The organism is Streptomyces sp. NPDC050560, assembly GCF_044457285.1.
Taxonomy (GTDB): Bacteria; Actinomycetota; Actinomycetes; order Streptomycetales; family Streptomycetaceae; genus Streptomyces.
The window spans coordinates 159,367-180,439 of the sequence record NZ_JBITGT010000004.1 but is presented as its reverse complement, the minus strand read 5'-3'; the positions used below and the strand labels follow the sequence as shown (position 1 = coordinate 180,439).

7 protein-coding genes are annotated in these 21,073 nt (G+C 72.9%); 3 read left to right on the top strand and 4 right to left on the bottom strand.

Annotated elements, in window-relative coordinates:
- Positions 1-10: 10 nt before the first annotated feature.
- Together ACIBIW_RS10640 and ACIBIW_RS10635 are read right to left on the bottom strand one after the other, a co-directional pair.
- Positions 11-1,378 (bottom strand): cytochrome P450, encoded by a 1,368-nt coding sequence (locus ACIBIW_RS10640; protein ID WP_399334243.1) that lies wholly within the window; start codon positions 1,376-1,378, stop codon positions 11-13.
- Positions 1,379-1,520: 142 nt separating this feature from the next.
- Positions 1,521-2,018 (bottom strand): LuxR C-terminal-related transcriptional regulator, encoded by a 498-nt coding sequence (locus ACIBIW_RS10635; RefSeq protein ID WP_399334849.1) that lies wholly within the window; start codon positions 2,016-2,018, stop codon positions 1,521-1,523.
- A 2,474-nt stretch (positions 2,019-4,492) separates the two neighbouring features.
- Between ACIBIW_RS10635 and ACIBIW_RS10630 the strand changes: the two genes are divergently transcribed.
- Positions 4,493-5,635, top strand: a complete 1,143-nt coding sequence (locus ACIBIW_RS10630) for an acyltransferase family protein (RefSeq protein ID WP_399334241.1) — start codon at positions 4,493-4,495, stop codon at positions 5,633-5,635.
- Between the two features lie 83 nt (positions 5,636-5,718).
- Here the strand turns inward: ACIBIW_RS10630 and ACIBIW_RS10625 are convergent, their stop codons facing one another.
- Both ACIBIW_RS10625 and ACIBIW_RS10620 read right to left on the bottom strand, forming a co-directional pair.
- Positions 5,719-6,180 carry an ester cyclase gene (locus tag ACIBIW_RS10625; RefSeq protein WP_399334239.1) on the bottom strand — a complete coding sequence of 154 codons (462 nt, stop codon included), beginning with the start codon at positions 6,178-6,180 and terminating at the stop codon, positions 5,719-5,721.
- Positions 6,181-6,249: 69 nt separating this feature from the next.
- Entirely contained in the window at positions 6,250-6,459 is a 210-nt protein-coding gene (locus ACIBIW_RS10620; RefSeq protein ID WP_399334237.1) for a DUF5988 family protein, read from the bottom strand.
- Between the two features lie 333 nt (positions 6,460-6,792).
- On the opposite strand from ACIBIW_RS10620, the gene ACIBIW_RS10615 reads away from it, so the two are divergent.
- Both ACIBIW_RS10615 and ACIBIW_RS10610 read left to right on the top strand, forming a co-directional pair.
- Positions 6,793-7,893 (top strand): NAD(P)-dependent alcohol dehydrogenase, encoded by a 1,101-nt coding sequence (locus ACIBIW_RS10615; protein ID WP_399334235.1) that lies wholly within the window; start codon positions 6,793-6,795, stop codon positions 7,891-7,893.
- A 46-nt stretch (positions 7,894-7,939) separates the two neighbouring features.
- Positions 7,940-21,049: a type I polyketide synthase gene (locus ACIBIW_RS10610; RefSeq protein WP_399334233.1), complete on the top strand. Its 13,110-nt coding sequence runs from the start codon at positions 7,940-7,942 to the stop codon at positions 21,047-21,049.
- Positions 21,050-21,073 lie beyond the last annotated feature (24 nt).

Genomic DNA, 21,073 nt, shown 5'->3' with positions numbered 1-21,073 from the left:
GCCCCGGGGCTCACGCCTTCCTGGCGACGGGGGTCACCCGCACCGACGCGGGGCCGAGCGTCATCTCGGTCAGCGGCTTGACGGGGTTGCTCTCCGGCGCCAGACGCAGGTGCCAGCGCTGCGCGATGGTGGCCATCGCGATGGTGGACTCGGTGAGGGCGAACGCGTCGCCGATGCACTTGTGCACCCCGGCGCCGAACGGGATGAAGGAGCTGCGCGGGATGCCGGGCTGCCGCCCCCGCCGGTCGGGGTCGAACACCTCGGGCTCGTCGAACACCCGCGGGTCGCGTTGCAGCGCGTACGGGCTCACCGCGAACTGGGTGCCCTCGGAGAACTTGTGCGGGCCGAGCGTGGTGGGCCGCAGCGCCCGCCGGGTGAGCATCCACAGCGGCGGGTACATGCGCAGCGTCTCGTCCAGGATCGCGTTGGTGTACGAGAGCGAGCGGATGCTCTCGTACGACACGTCCTCGCCGTCGAGGAGTTCGTCGATCTCGGCCTGGAACCGCTGTTGCACGTCCGGGTACTGCGCGGTCAGACCGAGCGCCCAGGAGAGGGTGTTGGCGGTGGTGTCGATTCCGGCGGCCAGGAACGTGATGACCTGGTCGTGGAGTTCGGTGTCGCTGAACGTGGAGCCGGTCTCCTCGTCGCGCGCCGCCATCAGCAGCCCGAGCAGGTCGTCGCGGGCCGTGGTGCGGCGCTGGTCGGCGATGATCCGGTCGACGGTCTCGTCGAACTGCCGTACCGCCTCCTGGTGGCGCCGGTTCGCGGCCGTCGGGAGCTTGCCGAGGATCGCGAGCGGCGCCGTCATCTGCTGGTACATGCCCGCCGCGATGCGGTCGAGCGAGTCCGCCGCCTGGCTGACGGTGTCCTGCGCGCTCGAACCCCCGGTCGACATCGTGAAGAAGCAGCGCAGCGTCACCCGGGTGGTGAGGTCGTGCATCTCCTTGATGATGTCGACCTCCTCACCCGGCTGCCAGCGCTCCGCCATCGCGGTCGCCTCCTCCTGCATGACCCGCATGTACGACTTGATGTGCTGCGAGTGGAAGGCGGGCTGCGACATCCGCCGCTGGCGCATGTGCTCGGGTCCCGTCGACGTCGCGAGCCCGTTGCCCATGACCGTCTTGGACCGTTCGAGGAACGGGCCGCCGCGCCCGAAGTCCTTGGAGCGTTCGACCATCAGGTGGTGCGCGAGGTCGTGGCGGCACAGCACGTTCAGCGGCGTCGGGCCCATGCGTATCGAGACGATGTCGCCGTACTGGTGCAGGGAACTGAGGAAGCCCAGCGGGTCCTGGCGCATCTGGCGCGAATGGCCGAGCACCGGCAGCGCTCCGGGAGCCGCTCCCACCGTCCATGCTCCGTCCTTGACGGAAGTAGGCATGCCGTCGATCTCCTTCGTGTGCAGGGAGGACCGTGCCCCGCGGTCTCCGCGTGCGGCGGGGGCGCGATCCCTGGTCGTCGGGCAGCGGGCGCAGCTTTCGGCCCGTCGGATCGTGTGGTTCTGCGGTACGGTGCGGTGCGGTTCAGCCGAGCTTGGCGCGCAGTTGCTGCCGCCCCGAGACACCGAGCTTCTTGTAGGTGTGCGTGAGGTGCTGTTCGACCGTGCTGATGCTCAGCGACAGGGAGCGGGCGATGACCCGGTTGCTGCTGCCCTTGGCCGCCAGCACGGCCACCTTCCTTTCGGAGAAGGTGAGTTTGTCGAGATAGCGCGAGAAGCGGTCCTCTATCCGGTAGCGGGCGGGCCGTGGGCTGGGCGGCGCCGCCTCGTTGCGGGTCAGGAGCCTGATGGACTCGATGACCTCGCCGCACTCCACGCCGCCGCTGAGGGTGTCGTAGACGTGCTCGCGCGCCGAGCGGTGTGTGTCGTCGGCCCTGGCGGGGCCGCCGTCCGCGGTGAGGTTGGCGCCGCGCTCGTCGACGACGTCCACCGCCGCCTCCTGGTCGCCGCGCACCAGGTGGGCCGCGGCCGCCGCGAGCCGCCACGGCAGTACGTGCTCGTGGTCGACGCCCCAGGCGGTCATGAGCCGCCCGCAGGTGAGGAAGTCGGCGAGCGCCGCGTCGGCCCTGCCGTCCGCCAGGTTGACCTGGCCGCGGGCGAACAGGAACCGCAGCCCGTGCCGGGTGTCGAGCGCGGCGGCCGGGAGCGGCTGCTCCAGCCACCGCTTGGCCTCGGCGAGTTCGCCCGTCATGACGCGGGCGAGCAGCAGGGAGGCCAGCGGCCCGCCGAACCTCGCGCCCCAGGACTGCGGGGGCAGTGTGGCCATCGCCTCCTCGGCGGCGGCCGCGGCCTCGCGGTAGCGGCCCTCGTCCAGCGACGCCTCGGCCCGTATCGCGAGGAACCTGGCCTGCCACACCGGCGCCCGCCGCACCGCCGCCTCGTCGACGAGCTTGTCCGTGAGGGAGTGCACCAGCTTCAGCTCCCCCGCGTACAGCAGCGCGGAGAGGGCGGCGAGCACCGCGGGCGCGGAGTCCTCCGTGAAGGTGGACGCGTACAGCGCCGTCGCCGCGGCCTCGGCGGCGCCGGGGTCGGGCCGGCCGGACGTCAGCATCCGTACCAGCGGCCAGGCCGCCGCGAAGCGGGGCGAGGCGGAGCCGAACGCCGCGGTGCGCGCCGGGTCGTCGAGGCACAGCGCCGTGGTCCTGGTCAGCGCCGGGTAGTCCCCGCACAGCAGCAGCCGGTCGGCCTCCAGTTCGGCGTGCGCCGCGACCCCCAGGGGGTCGAGCCCGGCGGCCAGCGCGTCCAGTTCCGCGATCGCGTCTGCCGCCTTGCCGCGCCGCGCCATCTGCTCGCTGAGCAGCGAGGACTGGTTCTGCCACAGGGCCTCGGCGCCGATCAGCGCGCGCACCTCGTGCAGGCACTGGGCGCAGAGTTCCGGGTTGCTCGCCGACTGGATCTCCGCGATGTGGGCCAGTATCCCGGCGCGCTGCGCGCCGTCCGCCATGCCGCGCACCGCCAGCCAGAGCGCCTTGACCGCCACATCGCGCTCGCCGAGCGCCAGCGCCTGCGCGGCGGCCTCCTGGGCCAGGAAGTCGGTCCAGGACGGGTCCGTGTGGTCGGCCTCGATCAGGACCCGCGCCACCTTGACGGCCTGCGCGCCCACCGCGCGCAGCACCGTGGCGGCCCTGCGGCGCAGCGCGGTGCCCTCGGGCAGCGGCATCGACGCGAGGACGGCGCGCGCGGCCGCCGGGTGCCGGAAGCGGCCCTCGGCGAGCAGCCCGGCCGCCTCCAGCTCCGTCAGCGCCTCGGCGGCGTCCTCGGGGGCCGTCCCCGCCACCTCGGCGACGGCGTGCGCGGTGCTATGGGTGTCGAGGACGGCGACGGCCTGGGCCGCCCTGCGCACCGCGGCGGAGCAGCGGTAGTACCGGCTCAGGGCCGCGTCGCGGTAGTGCGCGCCCGGCGCCTGGGAGACCGGGACGACGGCGCTGGGGCTGGTCTCCAGCAGCCGCCTGTAGTCCAGCAGCAGCGCCCTGAGCAGGGCCAGGTTGGCGCCCGCGAGCCGGGTCAGCTCCGCGGCGGTGGCGCTGTTCAGGGACAGTCCGAACCGCCGGGCGGCCATCCTGGCGACGGCCGTCGCGGGCAGCGGCTCCAGGCGGACGGTGCGGCAGTGCGGCTGGTCCGCGAGCCCGGCGAGCCCGTGGTGGTGTGCGGGGTGCTGTGTGGACCTCTCCCCGAGGACGACGAGCACAGGCTGTGTCCGAACCTTCCGTGCGAACGCGAGGACGGCCCCGAGCGAGGCCGCGTCGGCCGCCTGCACCTCGTCGAGGCAGAGCAGCCTGGGAGCGGTTCCCGGCCGTTCCAGGGCCTCGGCCGAGAGGGGGCCGGAGGGGTGCGGGAACGTGAGGGTGTCCACCTCGAACCCGCGCGACGCCGCCGTTTCCGCGACGGCCGACATCAGTGTCGTCTTGCCGGAACCGGGTGGACCGAGAACGATCACGACGCTGCCTGCGCGATGCGCGGCATTTCTCAGGAGAGTGTTGAAAACGGCGAATTCGGTGACCCTTTCCAGGTGTTCCACGGATGCCCCCGCTCGGTATTCGTCCATGCCTTAGCGGTACGCGACCTCATCGGCGCGGAAATAATCGGACGGGTCCCGCTGCCCGCCCATAACGTGGCCGGCCTCGCCCGCCCCATGTGGTTCAAGGTCCGGTCCTCCGTGATCGAACATTTGATCATTCTTGCTGTGTCCCTGATCGTTGCTCACCGCGCGCAGGCGTCGCCACCCCCCATTAGGGAAGTCTCGTGCCGTAACGCGGGCAGCGTTACGGCGCATCATGCGCGACGCGGCCCCGTGGTCGGCGGTTTTCCGACCCCCGAGGTGGAGCTTTTACCTCCGTTTTCGCTGTGGATTCTTAGGGGGCCGCAGCGAACCGGCCGTAAAGTAGCGTGCTTTCCGCTGCGGAACGGTCAAGGCTGCCTTACAGACTCGGAGGCCCCAGCGGCATGCTTGAAAACAAACAGAGTGGACCCGGGACACGTCTCCCGTCGCTGACTGGAATGCGTTTTATCGCTGCCCTGCTGGTCTTCTTTACACACGCGTCGATCGAGTCGGTCTTCAGCGACCAGGGCGTCGCCTCGTGGACGCACCACGTACTGGAGCCCGGCGGGCGCTACGGCGTCTCGTTCTTCTTCGTCCTCAGCGGCTTCGTGCTGACCTGGTCGGCGCGGCCGCACGACACCGTGCGCGGCTTCTGGCGGCGGCGGGTCGCGAAGATCTACCCGTTGCACTTCGTGACCTGGGCGCTCGCGCTGCTGCTGCTGGCCACCGTCAAGTCCCCGGGGCTGGTGCTGAACTGGCACGTGGCGACCCTCAACCTGTTCCTGCTGCACGCCTGGTTCCCCTGGTCGGACACCATGGTCAGCCTGAACTCGCCCTCCTGGTCGCTGTGCTGCGAGGCGCTCTTCTACCTCGCGTTCCCGCTGCTCATCTGGCTGGTGCGCAAGATACGCCCGGCGCTGCTGTGGCCCGCGGCCGCCGTGTGCGCCGCCGTCGTGATGTGCACCCCGCTCATCACGGAGCTGCTGCCGCAGCAGCCCGTGGTGCCGGTGTACAACGTCACCTTCTACGGCTCCTGGTTCATGAAGGTGTTCCCGCTCGCCCACCTCTTCGAGTTCGTGGTGGGCATCGTGATGGCCCGCATCGTGCTGGCGGGCCGCTGGATCAACCTGGGCTTCACCCCCGCGATGATCCTCGCGGTGTGCGACTACTACGCCGTGGTGAAGGTCCCGATGTTCTACTCCTTCGCCGCCGCGGGCATCATCCCGCTGGCGCTCCTGGTCGCGGCCGGCGCCGAGGCCGACCGCCGCGGCACCAGCACCTGGGGCCTGCGCGGCAAGGTGATGGTCAGGCTCGGCGAGGTCTCCTTCGCGTTCTACATGGTGCACTGGCTGGTGCTGCACTACGGCCACCGCCTCATCGGGACACGCACCTGGAGCACCCCTGCGGGCATCGGCCTGTGGGCCGCGGGGTTCGTGGTGGCGCTGGCCGCCGCGTGGCTGCTGCACACCGCCGTGGAGATGCCCGTCATGCGGCGCTGGAGCAAGCCGCGCTCCGCACGGACGGCCGTACCCCCCAAGCCCCCTGAGCCCGTCGACCGGGTCCCCGCGCAGGCGCGCAGGGAACAGCCCGAACTCAACTAGGTCGTGTCCCCGTACCGGCCCGCACACCGCGGTGCCCCGGCTCCGGCGCTCGCCGGGCCGGGGCACCGCGGCCCGTGCGCACGTCAGTCGCGGGGTGCCGCGGGGGCGAGGTCGAGGCCGAGCTGCGCGAACATCGTGAGCACGTCGTTGACCGCCCAGTGCTCGGCCACGCGGCCGTCACGCACCCGCAGCATGTCGAGGGCGAGCACCTCGAACGTGCGGCCCGAGCCCGGCACCCCCATGAAGTCACCGGTGTGGGTGCCCCGTACGGTGTGCCGGTTGCACACCAGGTCGCCGCTGACGACGGTCTGCTCGACGGTGGACCTGAGGTCGGGGAAGCCCGCGCGCATGGCCGCCCACTTGTGCCGCCACCCCTCGGGGCCCGGGGGTGTGCCGGGCGGCGCCACATGGTCGACCACGTCGTCCGCGAAGAGCGCCGGGTCGAACTCCCCGGCGTTGAAGCAGGCCACGACCCTGCGGACCACCTCCGCGGGATCGGCGCCAGGACCGCCGGGTGTCACATCGGGTGTCGCGTCGTCCGCCATCGGGACCTCTCGTCGTCATGGGTGGGGGCGGCGCGCCGCGGTGGCGCACCGCCCGGGCGGGTACGGCGCTCACTCCGCGATGGCGGTGCGCGCCGTCCAGTCGAACACGGCGAGCCGCTCGCCGCCGCGGGTGGTGAAGTCGCCCCGGTGGACGAAGTGCTCGTAGCCCGCCCCGAGCCGGTGCTTGACCTTCTCGGTGAGCGAGGCCGCGAACTGCACGCGGTCGTCGTCGGGGAAGTAGGACGGGCCGCCTACCAGGAGCACCTTGATCTGGGACATCGTGGGCACCTCCGTACCACGGACGGGGAAGGGCCGGCCGGCCGGCGGCCGGGCCACGTCGGCGCCTCCCGCACACAGGGAACACGCCCGCCCGTCCGCACGGCACGGCGGCATCGTCAGAAGAATCTCGCAGCGGCCCCCGGGCGGAACAACCCCTAAATACCCGGAAAGAACGCGGGCCGCACCGCGGGCTCATCCGGCCCGCCGACTGTGGTTTCCTAGGGGCCGCGAGCCCCATGTCCCACCGCTGCCGTACCGGTTTTCTAGGGGTTGTGAACCGGGGGTCGGCGACGGAGCCTCAAAGGACGCATTGTCTGGCACGGGAGAGGGTTGATGGTTACAACTCGGGCCGCTGTTCTCCGCGACAGGTCGGGGGATTTCCGCATTGAAGAGATATCCGTCGCGGACGAATTGCGTCCCGACGAGGTACGGGTACGGATCGTCGCCAGCGGCCTCTGCCACACCGACCTCCTCGTACGCGACCAGGTGCTGCCCCCGGCGCTGCCCGCCGTCCTCGGGCACGAGGGCAGCGGCATCGTGGAGGCCGTCGGCGTCGCCGTCGCCACCTGCGCCCCCGGCGACCGTGTCGTGCTCGCCCCGCTGAGCTGCGGGCGCTGCCGCAACTGCCAGTCGGCGCACCCGATGCACTGCGTCTACTGGGGCCCGCTGAACCTGCGCGGCCGCAGGAGCGACGGCAGCACCGTCTACCGCGGCGCGGACGGCGAGGAGCTGAACGGCCACTTCTTCGGGCAGTCGTCCTTCTCCGGCCAGGTCGTCGTCCCGCAGCGTTCGGTGGTCAAGGTCAGGGACGACCTGGACCTGACCCTCGCGGGCCCCCTCGGCTGCGGGCTCCAGGCGGGCGCGGGCGCCGTCCTCAACGTCCTCGCCCCCCGCCCCGGCGCCTCCATCGCGGTGTTCGGCGCGGGCGCCGTGGGACTCGCGGGCATCATGGCCGCCAGGATCGCGGGTTGCGACCCCGTATACGCCGTCGACCTGCACCCCGGCCGCCTCGACCTCGCCCTGGAACTCGGCGCCACCCATGTCGTGGACGCCGCGGAGGACGACATCGCGGGACAGCTCGTACGCGCCACCGGCGGCGGGGTCGACTTCGCCCTGGACGCCGTCGGACTGCCGCAGACCGCGCGCAGCGCCGTCGACGCGCTCACCATGGCGGGCGCCGCCGCCATCGCGGGCTCAGCGGGCAGCGGAAAGGACGTCTCCCTCGGCCTCACCCAACTGATGGGCCGCTCCGTGCACGGCGTCCTCGAAGGCGACACCGTGCCCGCCCTGTTCATTCCGCAGCTCATGGACCTCCACGCCGCCGGGCGTTTCCCCTTCGAAAAACTCGTGCGCACCTACGACTTCGACGACATCGCCGCGGCCGTCAAGGACTCCGAAAGCGGAGAGACGGTCAAACCGATTCTCCTGCACTGAAATTCAACCAGCCGTACTGCCGCTTAATTCACCACGGGGAGCGACGATGCGCGAAGCAGGTCACGTCACAGCCGGTAAACCCCGGACGGCCGCCACGCCGGAGGACGCCGTCGCGATCATCGGTATCTCCTGCCGCCTTCCGCGGGCCGACGGGCCCGGCCCCCTGTGGTCCCTGCTGAGCGACGGCGGGGACGCGGTCACCGACGTGCCGGCCGAGCGCTGGGACACCGCCGCCCTGGCGGACCTCCCCGGCCTCGGCGACACCGCGGGCCTGCGCCGGGGCGCCTTCCTCGACCGGGTCGCCGACTTCGACGCCGACTTCTTCCACACCTCCGCCCGCGAGGCCCGGTTCATGGACCCCCAGCAGCGCCTGATGCTGGAACTCGGCTGGGAGGCCCTGGAGGACGCCCGCATCCGCCCCTCCACCCTCCGGGGCGCCGCCGCCGGTGTCTACATCGGCGTCAACGCGGACGACTACGCGCGGCTCCTGCACCGCGACGCCGCCGCCCTGCCCGGCGCCCACCACGCCATGCCCGGCGCCCAGCGCGCCCTCGTCGCCAACCGGCTCTCCTACTTCCTGGGGCTGCGCGGCCCCAGCCTCACCCTCGACTCCGCCCAGTCCTCGTCCCTCGTTGCCGTCCACCTCGCCTGCGAGAGCCTGCGCAGGGGCGAGACCGGGCTCGCCCTCGTCGGCGGCGTCAACCTCCACCTCCTCGGCGAGAGCCCCCTCCTCGCCGCACGCTGGGGCGGACTCTCCCCCGACGGCCGCTGCCACACCTTCGACGCCCGCGCCAACGGCTACGTCCCCGGCGAGGGCGGCGGCGCACTCGTACTGAAACCGCTCGCCCGCGCCCTCGCCGACGGCGACCGCGTGCACTGCCTCATCCGCGGCAGCGCCACCAACAACGACGGCGGCGGACGCGCCCTCACCACCCCCGACCCCGACGCCCAGAGCGACGTCCTGCGCCAGGCGTACCGGCAGGCCGGAGTCCCGCCCGAGGCCGTGCAGTACGTGGAACTGCACGGCACGGGCACCCGCGCGGGCGACCCCGTCGAGGCGGCCGCGCTCGGCGCCGTCCTCGGCACCGGGCGCCCCACGGGCGACCCGCTCTCCGTCGGCTCCGTGAAGACCAACATCGGCCACCTCAGCGGCGCCGCCGGGATCGCCGGACTCCTCAAGACCGTCCTCAGCCTCAAGCACCGCATGCTCCCCGCCAGCCTCCACTACGAGACCCCCAACCCCGACATCCCCCTCGACCGCCTCGGCCTGCGCGTCCAGCAGCGGCTCACTCCCTGGCCGCACCCGGAACGCCCGCTCATCGCCGGTGTCAGCTCCTTCGGCATGGGCGGCACCAACGCGCACGTCGTCCTCCAGGAAGCCCCCCGCACCCCACCGCGGCACGAACCCGCCGGGCCCGCGGCCGACACCGCCCCCCTGCTGTTCTGGCCGCTGTCCGCCACCTCCGCACCCGCCCTGCGCGCCCAGGCACGCAACCTGCTCGACCTCACCACCGCCGACACCCCGCCCGCACCGGCCGACATCGCCCGCTCCCTGCTGCACACCCGCGAGACCTTCCCGCACCGCGCGGTCGCCGTCGGCGCCGACCTGCCCTCCCTCACCCGCGCCCTCGCCGCCCTCGCGGACGGCGCCACCGCCCCCGGCACGGCACGCGGCGAGGCCGCCCCCACCGGCCTCGCCCTGCTCTTCACCGGACAGGGCGCCCAGCGCGTCGGCATGGGCCGCGAACTCCACGCCGCACAGCCCGAGTTCGCCCGCGCCTTCGACGAGGTCTGCGCCGCCTTCGCCCCCCACCTCGAAGGCGACCTCCGCGACATCGTGCTGAACGGCCCGGCCGAACTGCTCGACAGGACCGCATGGGCCCAGCCCGCCCTGTTCGCCGTCGAGACCGCCCTCCACCGGCTCGTACGCTCCTGGGGCCTGCGGCCCGACGCGCTCGCCGGACACTCCGTCGGCGAACTCGCCGCCGCACACGCCGCGGGCCTGTGGTCCCTGGAGGACGCCGCCCGTATCGTCGCCGCCCGCGGCCGGCTGATGCAGGCACTGCCCGGCGGCGGCGCCATGGCCGCCCTCGCGGCCACCGAGGCCGAGACCGCCGACGTGCTCGCGGACCTCGACCCGGCCCGTATCGCCGTCGCCGCGGTCAACGGCCCCGAGGCCGTGGTCGTCTCGGGCGACGAGGACGCCGTCACCGCCGTCGCGCAGCACTTCGCCGCCCAGGGCCGCAAGACCAGGCGCCTCACCGTCAGCCACGCCTTCCACTCGCCCCGCATGGACCCGATGCTGGACGCGTTCCGCGAGGTCGTCGAGTCGGCCGAGTGCCACCCCACGACGGTCCCCCTCGTCTCCAACCTCACCGGCCGCACCGCCACCGACGACGAACTGAGCGACCCCGGGTACTGGGTACGCCACGTCCGCCGCCCCGTCCGCTTCCTCGACACCCTCCACACCCTCGCGGACCTCCGGGCGACCACCCTGCTGGAGATCGGCCCCGACGCGGTACTCGCCGCCCTGGTGCCCGCAGCGATCCCCGGCGCCACCGCCGTCCCCACCATGCGCCGCGGCCGCGACGAAAACCTGACCGCCGCCACCGCCCTCGCCCAGCTCCACACCCGGGGCGTCCCCGTCGACCTCGCCGCACAACTCCCCGACCCCGAAGGGCCGCTGGTCGACCTGCCCACGTACGCCTTCCAGCGCAGCCGCCACTGGCTCGACACGGAGGACACCGCGGGCACCCCCGGCCGCCCCGCCGCCACGGCCCCGACCGCACCGCCCGCCGCACCCGCCCACCCCCTCGCCCAACTCCCCGACGACGAACGCCACACGGCGGTACGCGCGCTCGTACGCGACCGTGTCACCACCGCCCTCGACCGCCCGGACGGCGCGGAACCGCCCGACCTCACCCGCACCTTCAGGGAACTCGGCTTCGACTCGATGATGTCCGTCGAACTCTCCGAGACCCTGCACGAGGCCACCGGACTCCCCTTCTCCAACGGGGTCGTCTTCGACCACCCCACCCCGGAACGCCTCATCGCCCACATCGTCGGCGCACTGACCGACCTGCCGGAAACCACGGCAGAGACCACCGCCCCCGCCGACCCTGACGAGCCCGTCGCGATCGTCGGCATGGCCTGCCGCTACCCCGGCGGCATCGACTCGCCCGAGGCCCTGTGGCGCGTCGTCTCCGAGGGCACCGACGCCATCACCGACTTCCCCACCGACCGCGGCTGGGACGTCGAACGGCTCCACGACCCCGACCCGGAGCACTGGGGCACCAGCTACGCCCACGAGGGCGGCTTCCTCCACGACGCCGCGGGATTCGACGCCGGTTTCTTCGGCGTGTCCCCCCGCGAGGCCCTGGCGATGGACCCCCAGCAGCGGTTGCTCCTCGAAACCTCCTGGCAGGCCGTCGAGCACGCCGGGATCGACGCGAGGACCCTGCACGGCAGCCGCACCGGCGTCTACGTCGGCGCCACCACCCACGACTACGGGCCCCGCGCCCAGGACGCCCCCGACGGCTTCGCCGGATACCTCCTCACCGGGACCACCCCGAGCGTCATGTCCGGCCGAATCGCCTACACCTTCGGCTTCGAGGGCCCGGCGGTGACGGTGGACACGGCCTGCTCCTCCTCCCTCGTCGCCCTCCACATGGCGGCGCAGGCCCTGCGCTCGGGCGAGTGCTCCCTCGCCCTCGCGGGCGGCGCCACCGTCATGGCCACCCCCGGCATGTTCCTGGAGTTCAGCCGGCAGCGTGGGCTCTCCGCGGACGGCCGGTGCCGTGCGTTTTCTGCGGATGCGGACGGTACGGGGTGGGCCGAGGGTGTGGGTGTGCTGGTGGTGGAGCGGTTGTCGGACGCGCGCAGGCTGGGGCATCGAGTGCTCGCGGTGGTGCGGGGGAGCGCGGTCAACCAGGACGGTGCCTCCAACGGCCTCACTGCGCCCAACGGCCCCTCCCAGCAGCGCGTCATACGGGCCGCGTTGACGAGCGCGGGCCTCTCCGCCGCGGACGTGGACGCGGTGGAGGCCCATGGCACCGGCACCAAGCTCGGCGACCCCATCGAGGCGGAAGCCCTGCTGGCTACGTACGGGCAGGGCCGTGACGGCGAACGGCCGCTTTGGCTGGGCTCGTTGAAGTCGAACATCGGCCACGCCCAGGCCGCCGCCGGAGTCGCCGGGGTCATCAAGATGGTCATGGCGCTGCATGCGGGCACCCTGCCCCGCACCCTCCACGCCGACGAACCGACACCACGGGTCGACTGGACCTCGGGCGCTGTCGAACTGCTCACCGGGGCACAGACCTGGGCCCCCGAGCAGGGCCACACCCGCAGGGCAGCCGTCTCCTCGTTCGGGATCAGCGGCACCAACGCCCATCTCATCCTGGAGGAGGCCCCCGCACAGGAGCCTTCCACACCGACAGAGCCCCGTACCGAACCGCCGGTGGCGCCCTGGACGGTGTCCGCGATGTCCCCCGAGGCGCTACAGGCCCAGGTGACCCGGCTGCGCGAGCACGCGGAGGGTCTGGACGCGGTGGATGTGGGGTGGTCGCTGCTGACGACGCGGTCGGTGTTCGAGCACCGTGCGGTCGTGGTGGGTGACGGTCAGCCGGTGACGGGTTCTGTAGTTGCCGGTGGTACGGGGTTTGTGTTTTCGGGTCAGGGGTCGCAGCGGGTGGGGTTGGGGCGTGAGTTGTATGCGGCTTATCCCGTCTTTGCTGAGGCGCTGGATGCGGTGTGTGGTGCGTTTGATGGTCCTTTGCGTGAGGTGATGTTTGAGGGGTCTGTGGAGCGGTTGGAGGGTACGGAGTGGGCGCAGCCTGCGATTTTTGCGTGTGAGGTGGCGCTGTTCCGTCTGCTGGAGTCGTGGGGTGTGACGCCGGATGTGATGGTGGGGCACTCGATTGGGGAGCTGGCTGCGGCGCATGTGGCGGGGGTGTGGTCGCTTGAGGATGCGGTGAGGGTGGTCACGGCTCGTGGTCGGCTGATGGGTGGGTTGTCTGCGGGTGGTGCGATGGTGGCGCTTCAGGCGACGGAGGCCGAGGTGTCCGGGCTGTTGTCGGATGCGGTGTCCGTCGCGGCGGTGAACGGGCCGGATGCGGTGGTGGTGTCGGGTGAGGAGGATGCGGTCCTGGCGATCGCTGCTCACTTCGAGGCCGAGGGTCGGAAGGTGAAGCGCCTTGCGGTGAGTCACGCCTTCCACTCGCCGCTGATGGAGCCGATGCTCGACGACTTCCGCCAGGTCCTGTCCGAGGTGACCTTCCACGAACCGCACCTTGACCTGGTGAAGGATGTGTCCGACCCGGAGTACTGGGTGCGTCACGTCCGTGAGGCGGTGCGTTTCCACGATGACGTGGAGGCCGCTCGCGCCCAGGGTGTGGTGCGCTTTGTCGAGGTCGGTCCTGATGCCGCGCTTTCCTCTCTGGTCGAGGGCTGCGTGCCGCTCCTGCGTCGTAACCGCGAAGAACCCCTCACCGCCGTCCGAGCCCTCGGTGCGCTCTGGGCGACCGGTGCGCCCGTCATCTGGGAGGCGCTGTACGAGGGTTCCGGCGCGGGGGCGGTGGAGCTGCCGACGTACGCCTTCCAGCGTGAGCGCTACTGGCTCGACCAGCCCGCCCGCACCGGCGATGTGTCGGGCGCCGGGCTGAGCAGGGCCGCGCACCCCTTCCTCGGAGCGGCCGTGCACCTCGCGGAGGGCGACGGGCTCGTCCTCACCGGCCGGCTGTCCCGCCACTCCCACCCGTGGGTGGTCGACCACACCGTCCTGGGCACCGTGCTGCTCCCCGGCACCGCCTTCCTTGAGCTGGCGGTGTGGGCGGGCGAGCAGGTGGGTGCGCCCACCGTGGAGGAGCTGACGCTCCAGGCGCCGCTGGTACTGCCGGAGCAGGGTGCGCTACAGCTCCAGGTGACCGTCGGCACGCCCGACGGCTTCGGGCGGCGCGAGATCGTGGTGCACTCAAGGAACGAGACCCCCGAGGGCGGGGACGAGGGGCCCTGGGTGCGGCACGCCACCGGCATGCTCGGGGCGGCGGGCCCCGAGGCCGTGGACAGCCTCACCCAGTGGCCGCCCCCGGAGGCAGAACCGCTCGACACGGACATGGCGGACGTCTACGAGCGTCTTGCGGGGGACGGGTTCGCGTACGGGCCCGCCTTCCAGGGGCTGCGCGCGGTGTGGCGCGGCGGTACCGAGGTCTTCGCCGATGTCGAGCTGCCGTCCGAACTCGACCGGGACGCCGAGGACTTCGCCCTGCATCCGGCCCTGCTGGACGCCGCGCTGCACGCGGTCGGGGCGAGCGGGCTGCTGGGCGACGACATGACAGGGCGGCTGCCGTTCTCGTGGAGCGGCGTGCGCGTGCACGCGGTCGGCGCCACCGCCGTACGGGTCAGGCTCGCCAAAACGGACACCGACACCACGGCGCTCACCGTGTACGACACGGCCGGACACGTCGTCGCCGTCTGCACCCTGATCTGGCGTCAGATCGACGCCGCCCAACTGCGCAGCACCCAGGTCAGGTTCGAGGAGAGCCTGTACCGCGTCGACTGGGTCGAGCAGCCGCTGCCCGAGGCCGTGCTGCTGCCCGTCGCCTTCGTCGGCCCCTGGGCCGCCGGGGTCGGCTCCGACCACTACGCCGACCTCGACGCCCTGCGCCACGCGGTCGACGCGGGCCGTGGCGCCCCGCACGCCGTCCTCGTCGGCTTCGGCGACTTCGCCGCCGCCCCCGGCCGCACCGACGACGGTGACGGCTCCACCGTGCCCGACCGTGCGCACGCGCGGGTCGCGGACGCCCTCGCGCTCGTACGGGACTGGCTCGCCGACGAGCGGTTCGCCGCGGCCAGGCTCGTCGTCGCCACCCACCACGCCGTCGCGGCAGGCGCCGACGTCCCCGACCACCCACGAGGGCTCGCCGAGGCACCCCTGTGGGGCCTGCTGCGCACGGCGCAGACCGAACACCCGGGCCGGCTCGTCCTCGTCGACACCGACGACCCGGGCGCCGACGCCCGCACCCTCGTCGCGGCCGTCGCCACCGGCGAGCCCCAACTCGCGCTGCGCGCGGGCGCCGCGTACGTCCCCAGGCTCGCGCGGGTGGCGGCGAACGACACCGTCGACGCGCCCCGCCTCGACCCGGCGGGTACGGTCCTGCTCACCGGCGCCTTCGGCCGTATCGGCAGGCTGCTCGCCCGGCACCTGGTCACCCGGCACGGAGTGCGCTCCCTGCTCCTCACCAGCAGGCGCGGCGCGGCGGCCGACGGGGCCTGGGAGCTGTCGGACGAACTCACCGCGCTCGGCGCGCAGGTGTGGATCGAGGCGTGCGACGTGGCGGACCGTGAGCAGGCCGCCACCTTGCTCAGGGCGGTCCCCGCCGACCGGCCGCTCACCGCCGTCGTCCACACCGCGGGGGTCCTCGACGACGGCGTCCTGGACGCCCTCACCCCGGAACGCCTCGACCGTGTCCTGCGGCCCAAGCTGAACGCGGCCTGGAACCTGCACGAGCTGACACGCGATCAGAACCTGGCCGCTTTCGTCATGTTCTCCTCCGTCTCCGGCCTCGTGGGCGCCGCGGGCCAGGCCAACTACGCGGCGGCCAACACCTTCCTCGACGCACTCGCCGCCCACCGCCACGCCCTCGGCCTGCCCGCGCACGCCCTCGCCTGGGGCCTGTGGGACCAGAGCGGCGGCATGGCGGAGAGCCTGGACACCGCCGACCTCGCCCGGATGGCCAGGGCCGGGGTGGCGAGCCTCGCGTCGGACGAGGGCCTTGCCCTCTTCGACACCGCCCTGACCCACACAGAACCCCTCCTCGTACCGCTGCGCCTGGACGCCAAGTCGGTCCGGGCGCACGCCGGTTCCGAGGGCGTCCCCGCGCTGCTGCGCGGCCTCGTACGCCCACGGACCAGGCGCGCGGCCGCCGCGGCGGCCCCGGACGGCGGGGGCCTGCGCGGCCGTATCGCCGGGCTCACCGCACAGGAGCGCGGCCGGGTACTGCTGCGGCTCATCGGCGAGCAGGCGGCGCTTGTCCTCGGGCACGCCCCGACCTTCGCCATCGACCCCGCCAAGCCGTTCAAGGCCATCGGCTTCGACTCCCTGGCCGCCGTGGAACTGCGCAACGGGCTGAACGCGGCCACCGGGCTCCGGCTGCCCGCCACACTCCTCTTCGACTACCCGACGCCCTCCGCGCTCGCCGTGTTCCTCGAAGCCGAGGCGCTGGGCGCCCCCGCCGACGACACGGCACAGGCCGCCGGGCCCGTGGACAACGCGGAACCCATCGCCATCGTCGGCATGGCCTGCCGCTACCCCGGCGGCGTGACGGGCCCCGAGGAGCTGTGGCGGCTCGTGCGCACCGGCACCGACGGCATCTCCACCTTCCCCGTCGACCGCGGCTGGGACATCGAGCACCTGTACGACCCCGACCCGGACCGGCAGGGCACGTCGTACACCCGCGAGGGCGGATTCCTGCACGACGCCGCCGACTTCGACGCCGCCTTCTTCGGCATCTCCCCGCGCGAGGCGCTGGCGATGGACCCGCAGCAGCGGCTGCTCCTCGAAGCGTCCTGGGAGGCCGTCGAGACCGCGGGCATCGCCCCCGGCGCCCTCCGCGGCACCAGCGTCGGCGTCTTCGCCGGGATCATGTACCACGACTACGCGCCGCCCCTGGAGCGCATGCCCGAGCAGTTGGAGGGCGTCCTCCTCACCGGCAACACCGGCAGTGTGATGTCCGGCCGAATCGCCTACACCCTCGGACTCGAAGGCCCGGCGGTGACGGTCGACACGGCCTGCTCCTCGTCGCTGGTCGCGCTGCACCTCGCGGCCCAGTCGCTGCGGGCAGGCGAGTGCGACATGGCGCTGGCGGGCGGCGCGACCGTCATGTCGACACCGGGCACCTTCGTCGAGTTCAGCCGCCAGCGCGGCCTGTCGCCCGACGGCCGCTGCAAGGCGTACTCCGCCGACGCGGACGGCACGGGATGGGGCGAGGGCGTCGGCGTCCTCCTAGTCGAACGGCTCTCCGACGCCCGCCGCAACGGACACCCGGTGCTCGCGCTCGTCCGCGGGTCGGCCGTCAACCAGGACGGCGCGAGCAACGGCCTCACCGCACCCAACGGCCCCTCCCAGCAGCGCGTCATCCGCCGCGCCCTGGCCGCGGGCGGGCTGCGGCCCGAGGACGTGGACCTGGTCGAGGGCCACGGCACCGGCACCCGGCTCGGCGATCCCATCGAGGCACAGGCGCTGCTCGCCACCTACGGCCAGGGCCGCGACACCGAACGCCCGCTGTGGCTCGGCTCGTTGAAGTCGAACATCGGCCACACCCAGGCCGCCGCGGGAGTCGGCGGCATCATCAAGACGGTGCTGGCCCTGCGAGACGCGGTGCTGCCGAGGACCCTGCACGCGGACGAGCCGAGCCCCCAGGTCGACTGGTCGTCCGGCACGGTACGGCTGCTGACCGAGGAGAGGCCCTGGCCCGAGCCGGCGAACGGCGGGCCGCGCAGGGCCGCGGTCTCGTCCTTCGGCATCAGCGGCACCAACGCCCACGTCGTCATCGAGGCACCCCCCGCCCCGGAGCACGGTCCCGTCCCGGAGAGCCACCCCGCTCCCGAGAGCCACCCCGCACCTGAGGAGACCCCGGGCGGACTCATCCCCTGGCTGATCTCGGCCAGGACCGCGAGCGGGCTGCGCGACCAGGCACGCCGACTGCTCACCACCGTCGCCGACGCGCCGCCCACGGCCGTCGCACACGCCCTCCTGGAGACCCGCACCGCCTTCGAGCACCGCGCCGTCCTCCTCGGCACCGACCACGCGGGCCTCCTCGAAGCCACCACCGCGCTCGCCCGCGCAGAGACGCACCCGAACACGATCCAGGGCACCGCCGACACCTCGGAGTCCCGCCAGCCCGTCTTCGTCTTCCCCGGCCAGGGAAGCCAGTGGGCGGGGATGGCGGTGGAACTGCTCGACACATCCCCGGTGTTCGCCGAGCGGATGGCGGAGTGCGCGGCGGCCCTTGACCCGCTGACCGGTTGGTCCCTCCTCGACGTGGTACGTGGTGTGGAGGGCGCCCCGGGTCTCGACCGGGTGGATGTGGTGCAGCCGGTGCTGTTCGCGGTGATGGTGTCGCTGGCGTCGGTATGGGAGTCGCTGGGGGTGGCTCCGGCCGCAGTGGTGGGTCACTCGCAGGGCGAGATCGCCGCTGCGTGTGTCGCGGGTGCGCTGACGTTGGGGGATGCGGCGCGGGTGGTGGCGTTGCGGTCGCAGGCGATCGTGGCGTTGTCGGGGCGTGGCGGGATGCTGTCCGTGCCTCTGCCGGTCGGTGATGTACGTGAGCGGATCGCGGGGTGGGAGGGTGCGATCTCGGTCGCGGCGGTCAACGGCCCTTCGTCCACGGTTGTTTCGGGTGACGCGGACGCGTTGGACGAGTTCTTCGCCCGCCTCGAAGCCGAGGACGTACGAATTCGCCGTATTCCGGTGGATTATGCGTCGCATTCGGCTCATGTGGAGTCGATCGAGGCGGAGTTGGCGGAGTTGCTTGCCCCGGTCCAGCCTCGTACTTCCCGTGTGCCGTTCTATTCGACGGTGACGGGTGGTGTGCTGGAGACGACGGAGATGGACGGGCGTTACTGGTACACGAACCTCCGTCAGACGGTCCTCTTCGAGGACACGATCCGTGCGCTCCTCGCTGATGGTTTCCGGGTGTTCGTGGAGTCGAGTCCGCATCCGGTCGTCACGCTGGGTATCCAGGAGACCGCCGAGGACGCGGGTGTCAGCGCCGTCGCCATCGGCACGCTGCGGCGGGACCACGGTGGGCTCGGGCGCGTGGCGAACTCGGCCGCCGAGCTGTACGTCCGCGGCGCCGAGGTGGACTGGAGCGCCATCCTCGGGGCCGGCCCGGTACCGCCGGTGGCGCTGCCCACGTACGCGTTCCAGCGCGAGCGCTACTGGCTGACGCCGAGGCCCGAGCGGGGCACCCCGCACCAGGGCGCCGCCGACCCCGGGGAGAGCGACTTCTGGCGCGCTGTCGACGACGGCGACCTGGACGCGCTGGTCGCGTCCCTCGCGGACGACGGTGTCGCGGAACCGCTCGGCGCCGTCCTGCCCGCCCTCGCCTCCTGGCACAGGAGGCGGCAGGAACAGGGGCGGCTCGACGGCTGGCGCTACCGCACCGCATGGCAGCCCGTCACCACCACCAACAAGGCCGAGCCGGAAGGCACTTGGGTGGTCTGTAGCGGGGAGGGTGAGCAGGACGGCGGCTGGGCGCAGGCCGTCGTCGGCGGGCTCGCGGCGCGGGGCGTCGAGGTGCGCCACCTCGTCCTGCCGGGCCTCGACCGCGCGGAACTCAAGGACCGGCTGGGGGCGGCCCTCGACGAACCGGTCGCAGGAGTCGTCTCCCTCCTCTCCCTCGACACGGCCGCCGACCTCGGACACCCCGGGCTCACCGTCGGCGCGCGGGCGTCGCTCGGCCTCATCCAGGCCCTCGCCGACCTGAACGCCGAGGCACCGCTGTGGTGCCTCACCCGGGGCGCCGTCACGGCCGACGACGGACAGCCGTGCGACCCCGAGGGCGCGCTCGTCTGGGGCCTCGGACAGGTCGCCGCGCTGGAGCACCCGCAGCGCTGGGGCGGCCTCGTCGACCTGCCCGCGGCCCCCTCGCCCGCAGCGGTGGACCGGCTGCTGCTCGCTCTCTCCGGCGCGACCGGCGAGGACCAGATCGCAATACGCCCGTCCGGGCTCCTCGCCCGCCGTCTCACCCGCGCCGAGCGCTACGACACCGCCACCCCCGCCTGGACGCCCTCGGGGACGGTGCTGATCACCGGCGGCACGGGCTCGCTCGGCGCCCGTATGGCACGGTGGGCCGCCACGGCGGGCGCCGACCACCTGGTGCTGGCGAGCCGCAGCGGCGCCGACGCGCCGGGCGCGGACGAACTCGCCGCCGACATAAGGAAACTGGGCGCCGAGGTCACGGTCGCCGCCTGCGACGTGACCGACCGCGACCAAGTCGCCGCACTGCTCCACGAGGCCGCGGTCCAGGGCCCGGTGCGCGGGATCATCCACACCGCCGGCGCCGTCGACTACGTCCCCCTCACCGCGACGGACCCCGCCGACTTCGCCGGCTCCCTCGCCACCAAGGTGATCGGCGCCCGGCTCCTCGACGAACTCTCCGACGACACCCACCTGGAGGCGTTCGTCCTGTTCTCCTCCGTCGCCGGGGTCTGGGGCAGCGGGGAACAGGGCTCGTACGCGGCGGGCAACAGCTACCTCGACGCGCTCGCCCACCGGCGGCGCGCCGAGGGCAGGCCCGCCACCTCCCTCGCCTGGGGCTCCTGGGGCAGCGGCGGCATGCTCGCCGACGACAAGCGCAGGCAGCTCGACCGCGGCGGCGTCCTCACCATGGACCCCGACCTCGCCGTCACCGCCGTGGCCCAGGCCGTCGGGGACCGCCGCCCCACGCTCACCGTCGCGGCCATGGACTGGAAGCTCTTCCTGCCCGCGTTCACCATGCGCCGCACGAGCCCACTCCTCGGCGACCTGCCAGAAGCACAGGAGTCCCGCGACGACCGCACGGACCCCGCCGCCCAGGAGCAGGCGCCCGACCTCGCCGCCACACTCACAGGACTCGGCCCCGCCCAGCAGCGCAAGCGGGTGCTGCGCCTGGTCACCTCCGAGGTGGCGGCGGTCCTCGGACACACCTCGGACAACAGCATCCAGCCGGAGCGCGCCCTCAAGGAGATCGGCTTCGACTCGCTGACCGCCGTCGAACTGCGCAACCGCCTCAGGGCGGCAACAGGGCTCGCACTGCCCGCCACCCTCATCTTCGACTTCCCCACCCCCGCCAAACTCGCCGACCACCTGCGCGGACAGCTACTCCCCGAGGCCACGGCGGCGAACGGAAACGGCCGCCCGCACACGGACACGGGTGCCGAGGACGCCACCTACGTCAGGGACCTGATCAGCGTCATCCCGCTGGGAAGGCTCCGCGAGGTGGGCCTGCTCGACCAACTGCGCGACCTCGCCGCGGCCCAGGCGCACGAGGAGTCCGTACCCGACCCCGAGGACGCCGAGGACACGGACGGGACAGCACCGCACGACGAAGACCTCGCCGCAGAGGTCGACGCCATGGACATCGAAGAACTCGTCAGGATCGCGTCCCGCCAGGAATAGCTCCCCCACGGCATTGCGAAAGGG

What these genes read in the sequence shown, in the direction of transcription:
- ACIBIW_RS10635 (WP_399334849.1), bottom strand. Translation starts at nt 2,018, where the DNA reads ATGACCGCCTGGGGCGTCGACCACGAGCACGTACTGCCGTGGCGGCTC.
- ACIBIW_RS10630 (WP_399334241.1), top strand. Translation starts at nt 4,493, where the DNA reads ATGCGTTTTATCGCTGCCCTGCTGGTCTTCTTTACACACGCGTCGATC.
- ACIBIW_RS10615 (WP_399334235.1), top strand. Translation starts at nt 6,793, where the DNA reads ATGGTTACAACTCGGGCCGCTGTTCTCCGCGACAGGTCGGGGGATTTC.
- ACIBIW_RS10640 (WP_399334243.1), bottom strand. Translation starts at nt 1,378, where the DNA reads ATGCCTACTTCCGTCAAGGACGGAGCATGGACGGTGGGAGCGGCTCCC.
- ACIBIW_RS10625 (WP_399334239.1), bottom strand. Translation starts at nt 6,180, where the DNA reads ATGGCGGACGACGCGACACCCGATGTGACACCCGGCGGTCCTGGCGCC.
- ACIBIW_RS10610 (WP_399334233.1), top strand. Translation starts at nt 7,940, where the DNA reads ATGCGCGAAGCAGGTCACGTCACAGCCGGTAAACCCCGGACGGCCGCC.
- ACIBIW_RS10620 (WP_399334237.1), bottom strand. Translation starts at nt 6,459, where the DNA reads ATGTCCCAGATCAAGGTGCTCCTGGTAGGCGGCCCGTCCTACTTCCCC.